General features: G+C 58.8%; 13 protein-coding genes. 10 read left to right on the plus strand and 3 right to left on the minus strand.

Annotation, left to right across the window (positions count from 1 at the left end; genetic code table 11):
* The 3 genes from VGG64_11030 to VGG64_11040 form a co-directional block, all read left to right on the plus strand.
* The coding region (locus VGG64_11030; GenBank protein ID HEY1600129.1) for a hypothetical protein at positions 1-247 on the plus strand (247 nt) is incomplete at its 5' end.
* On the plus strand, positions 244-780 hold the full coding sequence (locus VGG64_11035) for a hypothetical protein (GenBank protein HEY1600130.1): 537 nt from the start codon (positions 244-246) through the stop codon (positions 778-780). The genes VGG64_11030 and VGG64_11035, both read left to right, overlap by 4 nt.
* 258 nt (positions 781-1,038) lie before the next feature.
* A complete protein-coding gene (locus VGG64_11040; GenBank protein ID HEY1600131.1) occupies positions 1,039-1,254 on the plus strand; it encodes a hypothetical protein in 216 nt (71 codons plus the stop codon).
* A 218-nt stretch (positions 1,255-1,472) separates the two neighbouring features.
* On the opposite strand, the gene VGG64_11045 is transcribed toward VGG64_11040, so the two are convergent.
* From VGG64_11045 to VGG64_11055, 3 genes are all read right to left on the minus strand, one after another.
* Positions 1,473-1,847, minus strand: coding sequence for an STAS domain-containing protein (locus VGG64_11045; protein ID HEY1600132.1), 375 nt, complete (start codon positions 1,845-1,847; stop codon positions 1,473-1,475).
* Between the two features lie 85 nt (positions 1,848-1,932).
* Positions 1,933-3,225, minus strand: coding sequence for a phosphoribosylamine--glycine ligase (gene purD, locus VGG64_11050; GenBank protein HEY1600133.1), 1,293 nt, complete (start codon positions 3,223-3,225; stop codon positions 1,933-1,935).
* A gap of 242 nt (positions 3,226-3,467) precedes the next feature.
* Positions 3,468-4,784, minus strand: a complete 1,317-nt coding sequence (locus tag VGG64_11055; protein ID HEY1600134.1) for a glutamate cyclase domain-containing protein — start codon at positions 4,782-4,784, stop codon at positions 3,468-3,470.
* A 190-nt stretch (positions 4,785-4,974) separates the two neighbouring features.
* Between VGG64_11055 and VGG64_11060 the strand changes: the two genes are divergently transcribed.
* The 7 genes from VGG64_11060 (at position 4,975) to VGG64_11090 (ending at position 16,469) form a co-directional block, all read left to right on the plus strand.
* Positions 4,975-6,060 (plus strand): ubiquinol-cytochrome c reductase iron-sulfur subunit, encoded by a 1,086-nt coding sequence (locus VGG64_11060; GenBank protein HEY1600135.1) that lies wholly within the window; start codon positions 4,975-4,977, stop codon positions 6,058-6,060.
* A 232-nt stretch (positions 6,061-6,292) separates the two neighbouring features.
* On the plus strand, positions 6,293-7,066 hold the full coding sequence (locus VGG64_11065; protein ID HEY1600136.1) for a cytochrome b N-terminal domain-containing protein: 774 nt from the start codon (positions 6,293-6,295) through the stop codon (positions 7,064-7,066).
* Positions 7,067-7,207: 141 nt separating this feature from the next.
* Positions 7,208-8,563, plus strand: a complete 1,356-nt coding sequence (locus VGG64_11070; protein ID HEY1600137.1) for a hypothetical protein — start codon at positions 7,208-7,210, stop codon at positions 8,561-8,563.
* 128 nt (positions 8,564-8,691) lie between these two features.
* Positions 8,692-13,233 carry a hypothetical protein gene (locus tag VGG64_11075; GenBank protein HEY1600138.1) on the plus strand — a complete coding sequence of 1,514 codons (4,542 nt, stop codon included), beginning with the start codon at positions 8,692-8,694 and terminating at the stop codon, positions 13,231-13,233.
* A gap of 196 nt (positions 13,234-13,429) precedes the next feature.
* Positions 13,430-14,209 carry a methylamine utilization protein gene (locus VGG64_11080; protein HEY1600139.1) on the plus strand — a complete coding sequence of 260 codons (780 nt, stop codon included), beginning with the start codon at positions 13,430-13,432 and terminating at the stop codon, positions 14,207-14,209.
* A gap of 18 nt (positions 14,210-14,227) precedes the next feature.
* Complete coding sequence (locus tag VGG64_11085) at positions 14,228-15,112, plus strand: hypothetical protein (GenBank protein ID HEY1600140.1); 885 nt, start codon at positions 14,228-14,230, stop codon at positions 15,110-15,112.
* Between the two features lie 37 nt (positions 15,113-15,149).
* The gene (locus tag VGG64_11090) at positions 15,150-16,469 is read left to right on the plus strand and encodes a cytochrome c (protein ID HEY1600141.1); all 1,320 of its coding nucleotides are present in this window, start codon (positions 15,150-15,152) and stop codon (positions 16,467-16,469) included.
* Positions 16,470-16,517 lie beyond the last annotated feature (48 nt).

Here is a 16,517-nt window from a genome sequence, read left to right on the forward strand (position 1 = left end):
CATGGCCAAGGCCTCGGTGGCCAGCGCTTTGGCCTGCCAGTATGCCGCGACCGGAGAAGAAGGTTTTGCCCGCGAAGCAAGCGACACGTTAACCGAGGCGCAGAGCGTGGCCGGCACCGACACAGCGGAATTCGCCAACTATGAAGATCGAATCCGTTTTCGATTGGCGACGAGACAAATTGTCAATTCTGCCGAATTCGAGCGACGTTTCCCTAAGGGTTGGCACGGCCAACAGGACGAACCGTGATCATCATCCCGGGCTTTCTGATTTCATTGCTCACGTTTCCAGGCGTGATCGTGCATGAGTCCGCGCATTTGCTGTTCTGCAAGCTGCGGCGCGTGGCCGTCATGGACGTTTGTTTTTTTCGCATGGGGAACCCGGCGGGCTATGTCGTACACGAACCAGCGCGAGATTTTACGAGCTCGTTTCTGGTCGCGATGGGGCCGTTTTTCTTGAATACTTTGCTATGCATCGTGTTTTGCTTTCCGGCGTTCGTGCCGGTGCGCGTATTCGGCCGTGAGGATATCGTCAGTTATTTCCTGCTGTGGTTGGGCGTCTCGATCGGGATGCACGCACTTCCCTCAACTCAGGATGCAAAAAACCTCTGGTACGAGGCGCGGGCCGCAGCGGCCCGGTTCAATCTGCTAGCGATCGTTAGCTTGCCGCTGGTCGTAGTAATTTACGTGGCAAACTTCCTGCGATTCTTCTGGATCGATTACCCATATGGCATTGCGGTCGGACTGCTAATGCCGGACCTATTGCTTCGGCAACTTTCCTGATCGCCACGACGGCCATCTCGGCGTGGGCATTCCGGCGGGGCAAACTCTAGGGCCTCAGCAACGTGTAGGGACGCCCAGAGAGTGGCTCCAGCGGGCGGCAGCGGACCGCACAGTTTGCCGGATGAGGATACTACGCCTATCCGGCCCCGTTCCCAAGTCTTGCCCGATAACTCGTCGATATCGAATAATGAAATAGCACGCCGCGGCAACGTGCGCGGCGTGGCATGTTTTGCGTGGCACGTTTTGGACGGCAGGCCCATGCTCGATCTGACCAAGATTGATCTACTTCTGAATGTCGGCATCGCGGTTGCGATCTTTGCGATCTTCGGCGGAGTTCGCGGCATGTATTCCGTCTCGGCTTCGTCACGTCGAGATCGCACGAATCAAGATACGACGATTTTGCCTGTCGACGTCGCGCTGCGAACAAGTAAGCCGACCGGTGCATCGACGGACAAACGCCGCAAGGCCGCGTAAGCGCGCTTCGACCCGGTATTGCAACCCAATCAATAATCTGTGGGTCGCATCGTCTTTCCAGCGCCAGCGACCAGGCACACTCGATACGAAGAGACGTTCCAGGCCTACGACGGCTGCGCCGCCGAAGGCATGCCACTGGCGCCCGACAAATTAGCTCAATCAGACTTTTGCGACGGCACTCCGTCGCAGGCAGGCTGCGCACGACTGCGGCCGGGATCTCAGCTGAAAAAGCCGCGCTTCTCGAACGACGCAACGGCTTCAGGCTCGGTCCCGCAAATGTCGAACAATTTGGTGAGGTTGGTGATTTTGAAAACCTCCATCAAGTTGGGCGAGATGTTGCACATCTTCAGCTTGATTTTGTCGTTCTTGCACCGCTTGTGCAGCGGTAGCAACTTGCCGAGCATCGCGGACGACATGAACTTCACGCCCTGGAAGTTCACTAGCAGTTTGCGATTTCCGGAAGCCTCGAGCGCCACGTCGTTCAGTTCGTTGCCAATCTGCTCGATCATGGATTGATCAGTCAGCGTGGCCCCTTGAAAGTACACGATCAGAACCTCTCCCTGGTCTTGCAAGCGCAAGTGAGTGTAGTTCACGAGAGGCCCTTTCCCCTGAGATTTGTTTTGCCGGAACGTGTTTTCTACGAGGGCGTTTCTTGTTGATTTCCGCTGGCCAAGCCAATCAACGCGACTTCCAGAGTGCTTTGTCGGAAATGTCCTTGCGGCACCAGGCTCCTTCCCAGCGGATCGCCTTGACCGCCGTGTAAGCGTTGAGCTTTGCCGCGGGAATGGTCGTGCCCAGCGCCGTGACGGCCAGCACACGACCGCCATCCGTCACAACCTGATCGTTGAGAATGGTCGTGCCGGCATGGAAAACTTGCACGTCCTTGAGACGGGCCGCTTCCTCGAGACCGCGAATGGGTCGATGACGGGCGTATTTGCCAGGATAGCCCTCGCTGGCCATGACCACGCAAACTGCTGGGCGCGGATCCCATTCCAACGGCGCGAGTTCATCCAGTCGCCCGTCGGTGGTCGCCAGCAGCACTTCCATCAAGTCGCTCTTCAGCCGCATTAGTAGCGGCTGGCACTCGGGGTCGCCCAAACGGACATTGTATTCCAGGACTTTGGCGCCCTGATTGGTCAGCATAATGCCTGCGTATAGCACACCGCGAAAGGGACGGCGCGAACGCTTCATGGCGTGAATAGTGGGTACCAGCACGTGCTCTTCGATGCGGCGCAACGTGTCTTCGTCGACGAGCGGCGCGGGGCAGTAAGCGCCCATGCCGCCGGTGTTCGGCCCTGTGTCGCCGTCATAGGCGCGCTTGTGATCCTGCGTCGGTGGTAATGTGACGATCGTGCGGCCATCAGTGATCGCCAACACGCTGGCTTCCTCGCCGTCCAGGCGTTCCTCAATGACCAGTTGGTCGCCGGCAGAGCCAAACTCCCGCTGGCGGGCAATGCGATCGACCGCTTCCAAAGCCTCGGTGCGACCGGCACAGACGATGACTCCCTTGCCGGCCGCCAGTCCGTCCGCTTTGACCACGACCGGTACGTCATCCCGATCCTTGAGAAACGTGGTAGCGCTCTCTGCATTGCGGAACACGCGATAGTCGCCGGTCGGCACATCCGCATGACGCAGCAGGTTCTTACAAAACACCTTGCTGCCTTCCAGCTCAGCGGCCGCCTTGCTGGGACCGAAGACCCGCAGGTTCTCGGCCGTGAAGGCGTCGACAATACCCATCGTCAGCGGCGCCTCGGGACCGACCACTGTCAGACCGATGTTGTTTTGCTTGGCGAACTTGATGAGGCGCCCAAAATCTGTGGGGCTGATATCTACGTTCTCGGCGGCAGTCGCCGTACCGGCATTGCCTGGCGCGACGAAAATGCGATCCGCCAGTGGGCTTTGTGCCAGCTTCCAAACCAATGCGTGCTCGCGCCCACCGCTTCCAATGACAAGGACGTTCATAGCCGGGATACACCAGACCTGTTTGGTCGACCGTGGCCCCATCGCGCTGCGAAGCGCCCCGGCAATCCGCAGAACGGACGTAAGTTCTCGACCGGCCTTGCCAGGCCCAAAAGAAACCTCGAGCTGCGCGACCGCCGCCGCAGGCGATTCTAGCGCAGGGGTCACAAGCACACAAGCTGCACAGCTCGCTGACGTAACGCATAGTGGGGCTCTCGCCGCCGTTCTGCGATTGCCGACGGTAAGAACATTGTTTATCGCGCGGCACCGGCAAACAGATCGCGAATTCCTGAGAAAACCTGCAAGTAGGTTTCCAGCGGCAGACCGTCCACACTTAGCTCACGCCGGCCGGTGACGCCGTCGACTGCTCCGGCATCGCGGACCAGGGCTTCGATCAGCACGCGGACGGACTGTTCGTTGTGAGTTGACGCGGCCGACGCTTCACCCCTCAGTCGGCACACTGCAAACGCTAGGGCATAGGCGGCCCAGTCGCTGATTCCACCCAGCACGGTAAAATCAGTCGCGACCCGGCAGGCCACTATGCCAGCGGGTCCGACGGTAATCGCACCGCGTAGCAACTCCCAGGGGATCGTCCCCATTCCGATCTCGTTTCCGCCGTCGCCAATACCGATCGTCGTCACGGGCAAATAGCGCTCCGCGATCGCCTCGAAGAGCCGATGTGTGCGACCCGTGTAGGCGTCGATCGGCACACCCCGCATGTTGTGGCAGACGTTGCGACTTGCCGCAGGCACGTCCCGATCGAATTCGTCCAGCGACGTCGGTGCAGCCCGCCGTTGCGCGAGAAACGATCGTGGGGTGTGGCTCGGGCCCACCCGCTCGATGGCAACCAGGTGCGAGAGCCGCGCGCCGGGGCCATCGCTGAGGAACTGTTCGATCCAATTGTCCGCACGGGGAGATTCTGCGGGGTTCGGCGCCGTGGCTGCGCCGCTACCTGCTATTTCAGTCTCTTCGAGCGGGAATTCGCGAATAATCGAGCGTGCGAGGCCGTACTGATCGCAGCCCACCTGGAGGGCGTCCATGCCGTACTTGTCGGTGAGCAACACGACTTCAACCCCCAGTGCCGCGAGCGAGCTCGCCAGGAAGAGCGCACCGGGGGGGCCGTCGGTCTCGGCCGTCGGAGGTTGCGCATCGACGATGCAAAAACCTGTCACGATTGCTACGCATCGGGCGCGCTGTGCTAAGTCATGTGCGGCCGTCGCCAGGTGGCCACCGCACAACGGGGTGCCGAAATTCGTGTAACTGGCGACGCCTCGGCGCGCTGGGTCACGGCGAACCAAAGATTCAATGGCGGGCCACGGTAGGGAATGGTCGGACGACAATGCGAACCGGTCTGGGGCAAGGGATTGCGGCGCAGAACGACATGGCGCTCGGGCCATGGCAGCCATTCGACGCGAGTTGGACTCTATCGGTAACTGTGGGATCGCGTGCATCCGACTTTCGGAGACTATTGTAGTCGGCCGCCCCCAACTTCCGAGGGGGTGGGCGTTCCGAGAGCTATGGGCATCGCAACCGCAAGGTCGAATCGGTCGCTGGCAGGCTCTCGCCTGCATTCTGTGGGGCAGGCAGTTGACAACTGGGTGCGATTAGATAGAAATTAATGCGGGGAGTTCGTGAAAATCGTCACAAGAACTCCGCCGAGCCCTAAATCGCGTTTTGACAGCCCTTTGCACCTCGTCTGCGACCTTCGGGTCGCGGCACGGAACGGTGTGGTAGGCATCTAGCGGCGACGAGCATAGCCGTATGGCAGAAAAAAAGAAAATGTCGACGGCCGACATTCTGGCGGCCGCTCGCAAGGGTACTGCTGGTGGCAATGAGCCCGCGACCAAGCCAGCTCCGGAACAAGCACAACCTCCTGAGGCGCCGGGTACAGAACCAGTTGCTGCCGCAGAGCCGGCGCCGATCGCCGCCAAGCCCGCCTCCGGTGGTGCAAAGCCGAGTGTCGCCGAGATTCTGGCAGCGGCTCGTGCGAATAAGGGAGCCGCAGGAGCGGCCCCAGAAGCTGCCAAGCCAGCTGCGGCAGTCGCCAAGGCTTCGCCTGAAAAACTGGCACCCAAGCCGAAGGTCGAAAGGCCCGCTGCCGCGTCAGCGGGTGTTGCGCCCGCAGGCGCGGGCGTGCGCGATACATCGAGCATTCTCGCTGCGGCTCGCGCTGCCGCGAAGCCGGGGCCTGTCACCAAATCAGAAGCCGCTGCGCGCCTTAAGCCCTCTGCTCCGGCCAAGCCCGCTAAGGGCGAGTCGGCGGGCGTGGTGCCGCCAATGCCTGCCAAGCCGGAATACGCCAAGGCGAAGATTGGTAAAGCGCCGGCCGCGCCTGTGGAGAATCGACGATTCTTTCTTGGCGTTTTAGTCGGATCGTTCTTGGCGGTTGGATTTTCGACACTGGCGGCAACGCTGGGCCTGTGGACGTTGGCAACGCTTCGGTTCATGTTCCCTAACGTGCTTACCGAGCCGCCCAGCAAGTTCAAGATTGGATTCCCTGGCGATTTTCCTCCCGGAGTCGTCGAGGAGAAGTTCAAGGCGCAGTTCGGTATCTGGCCGGTCAATGTTGAATACAAGGGTTTGCGGCAAATCGTCGCTTTAAAGACCGTTTGTACGCACCTGGGCTGCACACCGAATTGGCTCGAAGCCGAGCAGAAATTCAAATGTCCCTGCCACGGCAGCGGCTTTTATAAAGACGGAGTCAATTTTGAAGGTCCGGCGCCGCGACCGCTTGAACGGTATGCGATTCGTCTGTCCGACGATGGTCAGCTAGAGGTCGACAAGAGCCGAACGTTCCAAGAAGAGTTGGGTCAGTGGAACGACCCGGGCTGCTTCGTGCAGGTTTAAGCGGTTTCGAGCGCCCGTACGTGTCCGGATAGTAGATTGCGTGCATGGAAGCTGGTCGACGCGTAGCGGCGGACCCTGGGCGAGGGCTCCCCGCTTTTTTCGTTTCGCCCTAATTTTCGATGAACACAGTTTGCTTTGCCCTTGTGCGGTTGCAGAAACGTATCGGCGCGAGGGTCGGTTTGGTGGGTTCTTCTTTCCTTTTTGGTCGTGAAATTTAATAGCGGATTAATCCATGTCGCTCGGCGAAGCCATTCGTAATTCGCAGGTTTGGAAGAGCGTTTTTCGTCATCCGATGCCGCTCGACCGACGGAATCGCATCGTCGTGATGCTGACCAACTTCTTTCTGCACCTGCATCCGGTATCGATCAAGAAGCAGGGCATCGCGCTGAGCTACACCTGGTGCATGGGCGGGGTGACCTTCTTTTTGTTTCTGGTAGAGACGGTTACCGGCGTGCTGTTGATGTTCTATTACCGGCCGACGCTGGAGTGGGCTTATAACGACATTCTCTCGCTACGCGATGTGACCAGTTTGGGCATCATGCGCGAACTGCATCGCTGGGGTGCGCACGCCATGGTGATAACTACATGGCTGCACATGTACCGCGTATTTCTCACAGGCAGCTACAAGCCGCCGCGGGAATTTAACTGGGTAGTAGGCGTGCTCTTGCTGCTCTTAACGTTACTGCTTTCGTTCACCGGCTATCTGCTTCCCTGGGATCAGTTGGCCATCTGGGCCATTACGGTCGGCTCGAACATGGCCCGCGCCACGCCGATCATGGGTCACGAGGGTCCTGGGGCCAAGTTATTGAATGTCGGCGGCATTTCAATGATCACCAATGCCTCGGACGCGCGATTCGTTACCATTGGCGCGCGTTTCGTCGGCGAGGATACGTTGAATCGATTCTACGTGTTGCACTGCATTGCGATTCCGTTGGCCGTGGCTCTGCTCTTGGCGATCCACTTCTGGCGGGTGCGGAAAGACGGCGGAATCAGCGGGCCGCTGTAGCGGTCTCGCGAGAAGGTTTGTGGGCGCGCTTGCGATGGACGTGGGCCGCGTCCGTCGCAGGGGACCGAGTTTTATATAGCGTTTCGAGAGAGTTCCGTACGCGGTCTCGACCGGCGGAATTCCTAGGGATCGGAATTCGACATGCATAGTGATCCGAACTTTCTCTCGCATGTGGCGACGCCACTGGGCTTCTATTACCTGGTGCTATGCGCGCTCAATTGGGGGGCGGCTCTATTCTTGTGGCGGCGAGGTGCCAAGACGTACGCCACGCCCGAGTTCGGTCCCTTGAAAGTGCCGATTACCGACGTGCTTGTCTGGCTGCTCGTGGGGGCCGCGTTTTTCATCTGCGCGCCGTTGGCCATGATTGGCATGCCGCCCGAGCTTCCTCCGGAAGTGAAGCAAGTTGTCAACGAGCTATCCGGCCCCGTCACTTTGGCGCTCGGATCGCTGATTCTGTTCACCTGTCTGTTCGTGTTTCGCCGGCTGTGGACACCGCCACCGGTGGCATGGACGTTGCTGAACCTGGCGCTATTGGTGATGGGTATGTCGATGACCGACCCCAACTTCACCGCCATTGTGGCTAAGCCAGACAATGTGCCGATCGTCGGGTTGGTGTTCCTGTTGGGATTCTTCACTTGGCTGGCAACACATAAGGCCGTGATCAATGACGATCGCGCAGCCCAGGGGCTGCCGCCGATGGAAAAGGAAGGCGAAGAGAAGGTGTTGGTGTGGCCCGACCTGGTCTACACCGAGCTGATCTGTATGGTGGCGCTAACCGCGTTCCTATTGATTTGGGCCATTGCCTTGCAGGCGCCACTTGAAGAGCCGTCGAGCCGCGTCAAGACGCCCAATCCCTCGAAGGCGCCTTGGTACTTTCTCGGTTTGCAGGAGATGCTCGTCTATTACGACCCTTGGATGGCAGGAGTGGTGCTGCCGAGCGTGGTGTTGCTAGGGCTGATGGCAATCCCGTACCTGGACTTCAACAAAAAGGGGAGCGGGTACTACACCATTTCGGAGCGCAAGTTCGCATATTTGGTGTTTCAGTTCGGTTTTCTCGAGCTGTGGGTAATCCTTATTATTCTGGGGACCTTTCTGCGCGGACCGAATTGGAATTTCTTCGGGCCGTTCGAGACCTGGGACGCTCACAAAGTGCTTGCGCAGAACAATATCGACCTATCGCAGTTTTTCTGGATCAAATGGCTCGATCAGAGCATGCCCAAGGCGCCACCCGGTTCCGGTGCGGGCACGGAGCTGAGTTACATTCTTCTGCGCGAGCTGCCGGGCATCATTATCGTGTTCGCGTATTTCGTGTTGTTGCCGCCGATCATGGCTGCCACGATCTTTCGCAAGTTTTTCGTCAAGATGGGCTTTATCCGTTTCATGCTCATGTCGAACTTGCTGTTGATGATGGGGTCGTTGCCGTTAAAGATGGTCGCGCGGTGGAGCGCGAATTTGAAATACTTTATTAGCATTCCCGAGTACTTCCTGAATTTCTAAGAGCGCGTGACGGAACGTTCCGCCGCTGCTCGCCCGGCGTGCCACCGTTGGACCGGTGTACCACGCACGACCGCGAGATACGGATGGAATCGTTTTGTACGCTCCCGACGCACTAAAGGCGTTCTGCAATGCCGGCAACTGAACAAACCTGGCGCGACACCAAATGGATGCACGTCGTTTTTGGCGTGTCGGGTGTGGCGATGCTTATCACAACAGTTTGGATGCTCGCGAAAGACCATAATCGCGAATGGAAGCCAATCCAACGGAAATTTCGCGCGATCGAAACCTGGTACACCCAGGCCAAGATTACCGACCAGAGCAGTGCTGAGTACGAGCAGACGAAGGCCGCCCTGCAGGCCGAACTGGTCGCCGCGCAAGCCGAGCCTCCCGCCGAGTCGGTGATCGAGGCATTTACGGCCGAAGCTCGCGCGCATGCTGAGCAAAACGGTTACGACCTGTCCGTCGTGGAAAACGCCGACAAGTCGTTGCGCGATTTGGTAGCGAAGCCGGATGAGATCGACGCGACACGAAACCAGGTCATCGCGGCCCGCGACAAGCTGATCGCCGCCATGGATGCGATCGTTCGCAAGGCACAGTTCGACGAGGACAAGCGATTCAGTCTGCTTAAATTTCGTCGTGCGGACTTGGACGTAGAGCGCAGCAGGTACAACCTGGGAGTGGGCGAAGGTTTGCCCGAACAGGAACTGGTCGATCGCCAAGAGGGTGTCAACAACGTTGTCGAAGACGTCAACCGCATGACGGTTGAATACCAGCAGGCCAAGACCCACCGTCAAGAGTTGGAAAAATCGGTGGGGCTTGCAACGGCAAAGGTGGCCACCGCGCGGAAGAAGCTCAACGACTATAACGGCGACTTGGACCGGCTCGTAAAAGCCAAGGAAGATCGCGAGCTGACGACCGCCAAGGACCTACTCGACCTGCCGATCATCAATGCTTTCAATAGTCCTCTTAAGATCGAGCAAATCTGGCTGCCCAAGCTGACGCTGAACAACAACTTCAGCGACGTGGCCCGTTTCGATCGGTGCATCACTTGCCACCAGGCAATCGACAAGTCGGGCGCCGGCTCGGCAGTAGCGCCGGCGTATCCGCCCCGTCCGGCCGAGTTAGTGACAGTGACGCTCAAGACGCCGGCAGCTGCCGACTTGCCCAAGGAGTTCAACGATGCTCCGCCCGCCACGGACGCGGAGCGAAGCAAGGCCCTAGCGCAGATATACGGTTTGGAGTTGGCGAGCGAAGGCATTATCGATCCTCGCGACGTTGTCGTAAGCGTGGTCCGCCCCGAAAGTCTCGCTGCCCAAGCCCAAGTGCAGGTCGGCGACGTGTTGCGTTTTGTCGGCGATGTCGATGTCTCGAAGGATCGTCGCTACGTCTATCGCTACCTGATCGGCAGCGTGAATTGGGGACAGCCCCTGGCGGTCAAGGTCGATCGTGGGTTGCCTAATCCTTTCAGCTCGCACCCACGGCTCGATCTCTTCGTGGGCTCGCTCAGCCCTCACAAGATGATGGATATTGGTTGCACGATTTGCCACGAAGGGCAGGGGAGCGCCACCAGCTTCCAATGGGCGTCGCACACGCCTAATGATCCGCACGAGGTGAAGAAGTGGGAGGATGAGCATGGTTGGTTCAGTAATCATCATTGGATCTTCCCAATGCGTCCCGAGCGGTTCATGGAAAGTGGCTGCTTGAAGTGTCACTTCGACATTACCGAACTCGAGCCCAGCGAACGGTTCCCCGAGCCTCCGGCACCCAAATTGATGGCAGGCTACGACGTTATCCGTCAGTTCGGTTGCTTCGGCTGCCACGAGATTAACGGCTTCGACGGGCCGTTGCGCCGCCGTGGGCCCGATTTGCGCGTCGAGCCGACCTATGCGGCCGCCGCGGCCGAGGTGCTGTCTGACCCCGGTTTGAACGATCAAGAGCGACATTTGGCGACGGAGATCGTCGAGCACCCCGAACGAAAGCCCACACGCAAACTACTGGCCGAAGTGCTCAAGGCCCAGGAGGAGAGTAACGCCGCCGGTGGGGCCGATCCAGAACCAGCCCGACTGACTGCCGACACGTTGCGAATGGCGACTCTGTTGGGCACAGACGACGAAACTCCCGGCAAGTACCGCAAGGTTGGTCCGAGCCTGCGCTATGTAAAGAGCAAGGTCGACGCGAATTTCCTCACGAGTTGGATTCGCAACCCGCTGGATTTCCGTCCTACCACGCGGATGCCCAAATTCTTTGGACTCGACGATCACCTGCATGAGATCAAGCGAGATGAGTTCGGTAATCCGGAAATGATTCCCAAGCTCGATGCTGAAGGGCACGAGGTATTGAATGAAGAGGGCGAGTCCATCCTGGAGCCAGTTTACGACGAAAGTCCAGGCTTAGAATTGTCGAAGCGCTTCGAGCCGGTCGAGGTTCGCGCGGCGGCAGAATATCTGCTGGATGTAAGTCAGCCATTTGAATATCTCACAAAGCCAAAGGATGTGACCGACGAGCCGTCTGCCGAACGTGGCAAGACCGTGTTCCAGGTGCGCGGCTGCCTGGCCTGCCATCAGCACAAGGATTTCCCCGAGGGCAAATCGACACAAGGTCCAGATCTGTCGCGCATCGGGGACAAGCTGGCCACCCAGGCCGGCGCAAAATGGCTATACAGTTGGGTACGCGAGCCGAAGCATTACCATGCCCGAACGGTGATGCCCAACTTGTTCCTGGAACCGATCACCGACGCCGAGGGCAAGGTATCGGACCCGGCAGCCGACGTGACGGCGTTCTTGCTCGGTTCGCGCGACGGGTGGAAGGCAGAGGCGTTGCCTGCGGTTGTCGAAAAGGATCTAGATGATCTGGCTGCCGAATATCTTCGCGGCAGCTTCACCTATCGGCAGTCAGAGGAGTATCTGAAGAACGGTATTCCCGCTTCGCTCCGCAACCAATTGAAGGTCGACGAGCAGTTGCTGATTGCGACCGACGGCATGACTCCGGAAGAGAACCAGCGGCACAAGCTGCTGTACGTAGGGCGACGCACGATCGGGCGGCTTGGCTGCGCCGGCTGCCACGACATCCCGGGCTTCGAGGATGCCAAGGCGATCGGTACTGGACTGGCCGATTGGGGCCGCAAGGAACCGTCGAAGTTGGCCTTCGAACAGGTAGTGCAGTACCTGGCACAAGAGAACTTCGTGCATGGTCACGGCCATATTCACAATATTGAAGAGGCGCTCGATCCGCACCATATGGATCCGGATACAGGCTTCTTCACAGAGGCAGTTTTGCACCACGAGCGCGAAGGTTTCATCTGGCAGAAGTTACGCGAGCCGCGCAGCTATGACTATCGAATGACCGAGAACAAGGATTACATCGAACGGCTGCGAATGCCGAAGTTCAATCTCTCGGACAAGCAGCGCGAAGCAGTGATCACGTTCGTGCTTGGCCTAGTGGCCGAACCGCCCGCCGCGCAATACGTGTACAAGGCTGACCCGCGCCGTCAGGCGGTTATCGACGGACAGCGGCTGATTACCAAATTCAATTGCGACGGCTGTCATACGTTTCGCATGGAGACGTGGTCCTTCGACTACGATCCGAAGAATTTCCCCGAGCCGCCGCCGTTTGAGGATTATGCGTTCGAGATACCGCACTTCACTCCGGCGCAATTGGCCGAGTCGAAGAAAGTAGATCGTCGCGGTCTAGGTCATGCCACGGTGACGGGCATGGTCAATCCCGAGATTGCCGAAGATGACGACGGCAATCCGCAGTTCTATTTCGGCCTGTGGCAATCGTTGCCCATTAACGGCCAGCCGTGGATCGTGGGTGGTCCCGAGGTACCGGTGGCTGAAAGTCGTATCATTAATAAGATTCCTCCGATCGGTGGCAACTTTGCACGCTTGCTGCATCCCGTGGCATTGGCCATGGAGCAAGTTACGAATCCGAACGCCAAAGCCAGCGATGCCTGGGGCTGGGTTCCGCCGCCGCTGGTGAACGAGGGGAACAAGGTGCAGACGCAATGGCTACACGACTTCTTGCTGAATCCGTATCCGATTCGGCCGGCGGTCGTACTGCGGATGCCTCGGTTCAACATGTCGAGCGAAGAGGCATCTCAACTGGCCAACTATTTTGCCGCGGTGGACGACGCGCAGTACCCCTATCTGGTCGATCATCGCACCGATCCTAGTTATCTGGCGCGACAAGATGCGGAGCATGCGCACCGTTTTGAGGATGCGCTAAAGGTCATTACAGGCAACGAATTCTGCGTGAAATGCCACAAGGTGGGAGATTTCGTGCCCGCCGGCAGTCCCGCGGCGCTCGCTCCCAATTTGGATCGCGTTTATCAGCGGTTGCGGCCGGACTATCTCGAAAAATGGATCGGCAATCCGAAGCGGTTGCTCCCCTATACCGGGATGCCTGTGAACTTCGCGCCAGACAAGCCTGTCGATCAGAACTTGTTCCCGGGAAAGAGTATCGACCAGGTGGAAGGCATCGTCGATTTCTTGATGAACTACGACACCTACATGGCGGATCGCACGTCAATCAAGCCAATGGTCAAGCCGGCGCCGCCGGCCACCGACGCAGCCGGGACGCCGGCAGCGCAGTTACCGACGGCCGATCAGCCGGCAGCACAAATACCCACGGCGCGATCTACGGCGGACGCAACGCAGGTCGCGGCACCGTAACGGATTTCGACTTGAGAGAGACAGCCTTGATAATAGCGGTCAGATCAACGCGATCTGCCGCTGCGGATTACAGAGTCGCCGGCACGAGCGGACGTCCGATAGCGAGCCGGTTAAGGTTTCAGTTAGTTTTACAATCTGGAATTTCAAAGCCTGGCGCCAGTGGGCCAGGCGGGCGGATTGAGGAGAAGAAATCAACATGGCAAAGCTAACTTCGCGAAACTCGCTAGCGTGCGTAATCTGTCTTACGGTATTCAGTCTTACTGTGGTCTCGGGGGGCGCGGGCACCGTCAGCGCTCAGTGGGGCAACCTGAAGGGACAGTTCATCTATAACGGCAAGGCGCCTGAACCCAAGAAGCTGGATACGACCAAAGAGCCCGTTTGCGTGCCGCACAATCTGGTGGATGAGTCGTTACTAGTTGCGCCTGACGGCGGCATCAAGAACGTGGTGATATTCGTCCGCACCAAAAAGGCCGACCTGAAGATCAACCCTGCGCTGGGCGAGCCGCCGGCCCAGATTGAGATCGACAATAAGAACTGCCGATTCGAGCCGCACCTGCTGGTGTTGCAAGTCGGTCAGACCTTGTTGGTGAAGAACTCGGATCCGTTCTCGCACAATAGCAACGTTACTGAAATCGGCGGACAGGGGGCGAACCCGTTGATTGCTCCGGGCAAAGAAGCCACTTACAAGTACGTCCGCTCGCAAATGGTTCCGCAGCCCGTGGCGTGCAACATCCATCCCTGGATGAGGGCTTTCGTGCTGCCACGTGACAACCCGTATTTCGCCGTATCGAGCGCGGACGGCAAGTTCGAGATTAAGGACCTGCCAGTCGGCAAGTTGGAGTTCCAGGTATGGCAGGAAAAGGCTGGCAACGTCGATACTAAGGAGTGGCCCAAGGGACGCTTCACGATGGACATCAAGGCCGGCGACAATGACTTGGGTACCGTCAAGCTCGATCCGAAATTGTTCAACAAGTAATTGCTACCGAGGAAAATCGTGACACGCTTTGTTGCCGCCCTAACGATGTTATTTTTTGCGACTTTGCTGTTGGCCGCCGTCTCGGGCTGCCGCGAGGCGATTGCACTAAACCCGACCGTTGACGTCAAGGTTGCCAAGGAGCTGCGCGCGGGCTCTGGCAGTGGCGAATCGGGCCATGCGGCCGCGGCCGAACCGACAGGCACCGGCTGGGGCACGCTTAAAGGCAAGTTTGTATACGCCGGTGATGCACCCAGCGCCAGTTTTTTCTCCACCGGAGGCAAGGACGGTGCCGTGTGTGGTCAGCAGGTGCCGAACCAGCAGCTAGTTGTCGATTCGGCGTCGAAGGGAGTCGCCAACATCGTGGTTTTTGCCCGCAAAGTTTCGCGGGTCTTTAAGCCGGAAGAGGGAGCTGCCGCGGCGCCACCCGCACCCGTCTTTGATCAAAAGGGCTGTCTGTTTCTCAGTCACGTGTTCGCGACGCAAATGGGAGTTCCACTCGAAATCAAAAACAGCGATCCCGTTTCGCATAACACCAGCTTCGACCCGGGAGGTGGCAACACGCCGGCTAACCCGCTGTTGCAACCCAACTCGTCGGTTACGTACAAGTTCAGCCGCGCGATGAACGCACCGGCCGCGGCAACATGCAGCATCCATCCGTGGATGAAGGGTTACATCATCGCTCGCGACGATCCGTATTTTGCTGTGACAGGCCCGGACGGTTCGTTCGAGATTAAGAACGTGCCGGCGGGCGAAGATGTGGAGTTCCAGGTATGGCACGAGCAGGCCCCTGGTGGCCTAGAGGCCAAGCCCGGCTGGAGCAAGGGGCGGTTCAAAATCAAGATACCGGCTGACGGCGAGCAGGATCTGGGAACGATCGAAGTGCCGGCTGCCACCTTCCACTAGAGTCATTGAGATCGCGCGTAGGATTCGAGATCCGATCATGAAAAGATATTCGTTCATTTCCTGGCGATGTGTCGGTCTTGTCGTTGCCGCGACCGTGCTGCCTGCGGTGGCCGGCTGTACGAAGGTCGATCCGCCTGTGTTTCACTTGAATCTGCAAGGGCGCGACCCGCACGACTTCCTGCTGACGGGCAAGGAAAAAGATCAGGCGGAGCGCGACGCCAAGCAGCAGAATGCCACATCGCTCGATGCGGTCGCCACGGTGCTGTACGCCATGTTCGGCGAGCCCAACGCGCCCTTCGTGCTGCCAGAAACCGGGCTGGATCCGCGCAAGATCGAGCTCGCGGCAGGCCGTACCGGCGGAGACGAAACGGGCCGCCAGGGCGGTCTGTACCGTCAGCACTGCGCTCACTGCCACGGCATCAGTGGCGATGGCGCTGGTCCGACGGCCGCCTTCTTGAATCCTTATCCGCGCGATTACCGCCAAGGCGCCTTCAAGTTCAAGAGCACCGCGCGAGCGGACAAGCCCACGACCGAAGATCTACACCGCATCTTGCACGAAGGGATTGCCGGCACGGCGATGCCCTCGTTCCTTCTGTTGGCTGACGACGAGATTGATGCGTTGTCCGAGTACGTGAAATACCTCAGCATTCGCGGCCAGACCGAGCAGTTGCTGTTGATCAAGGTGCTTGACGACGGAGATTCCATCGATTTCAAACAGGTCAAGCTGAGCGAGCTAGTCAGCGAGTACGTGACGCCGATCGCCGAAACTTGGGCTTCGGCCGAATCGGCCATCGTCGTTCCACCTGATCGCCCGCCGGTGGATACGCCGGAGCAGTTGGCTGATTCTATTGCCAAGGGGGCGGAGTTATTCCGCGGCGCCAAGGCGCAATGTGCCAAGTGCCACGGTCCGACGGCGCTCGGGGACGGCAGCGAGGAGTTGCTGTTCGACGATTGGAATAAGGTCAAGCAATTCGCCGACCTGGCGAAGAAGATCGCCGACGCCGAAGCGATCGAGGACCGCACAGAGCGCTCGGAGACCCTCAGCGACTTGCAAACCAAGCTGACTGTCGAGGATTACAAGTGGCTCTTGCCTCAACAGCAGATCCAACCGCGCAATTTGCGTCTGGGAACGTATCGGTTCGGGCGCCGACCGGTTGATCTTTATCGACGGATCTTTGCTGGTGTGAACGGTACACCGATGCCACAGGCGGGAGCCGATGCAAACAATCCGAGCGGGCTCACGCCGGAGGAAATCTGGCACATCGTCGCTTATGTCCGCTCGCTGCCGTACGACAAGATGAGCGAGCCGGGAGTCGGCAAGGGAAAGCTAGCCGGACTCAATGGATGGCACGAGTAAGGTTGCAACATAGTCAGTCCGCAGGCGGCGCGTACGTGAATCACTTTA

It is taken from the genome of Pirellulales bacterium (genome assembly GCA_036490175.1).
Lineage (GTDB): Bacteria > Planctomycetota > Planctomycetia > Pirellulales > JACPPG01 > JACPPG01.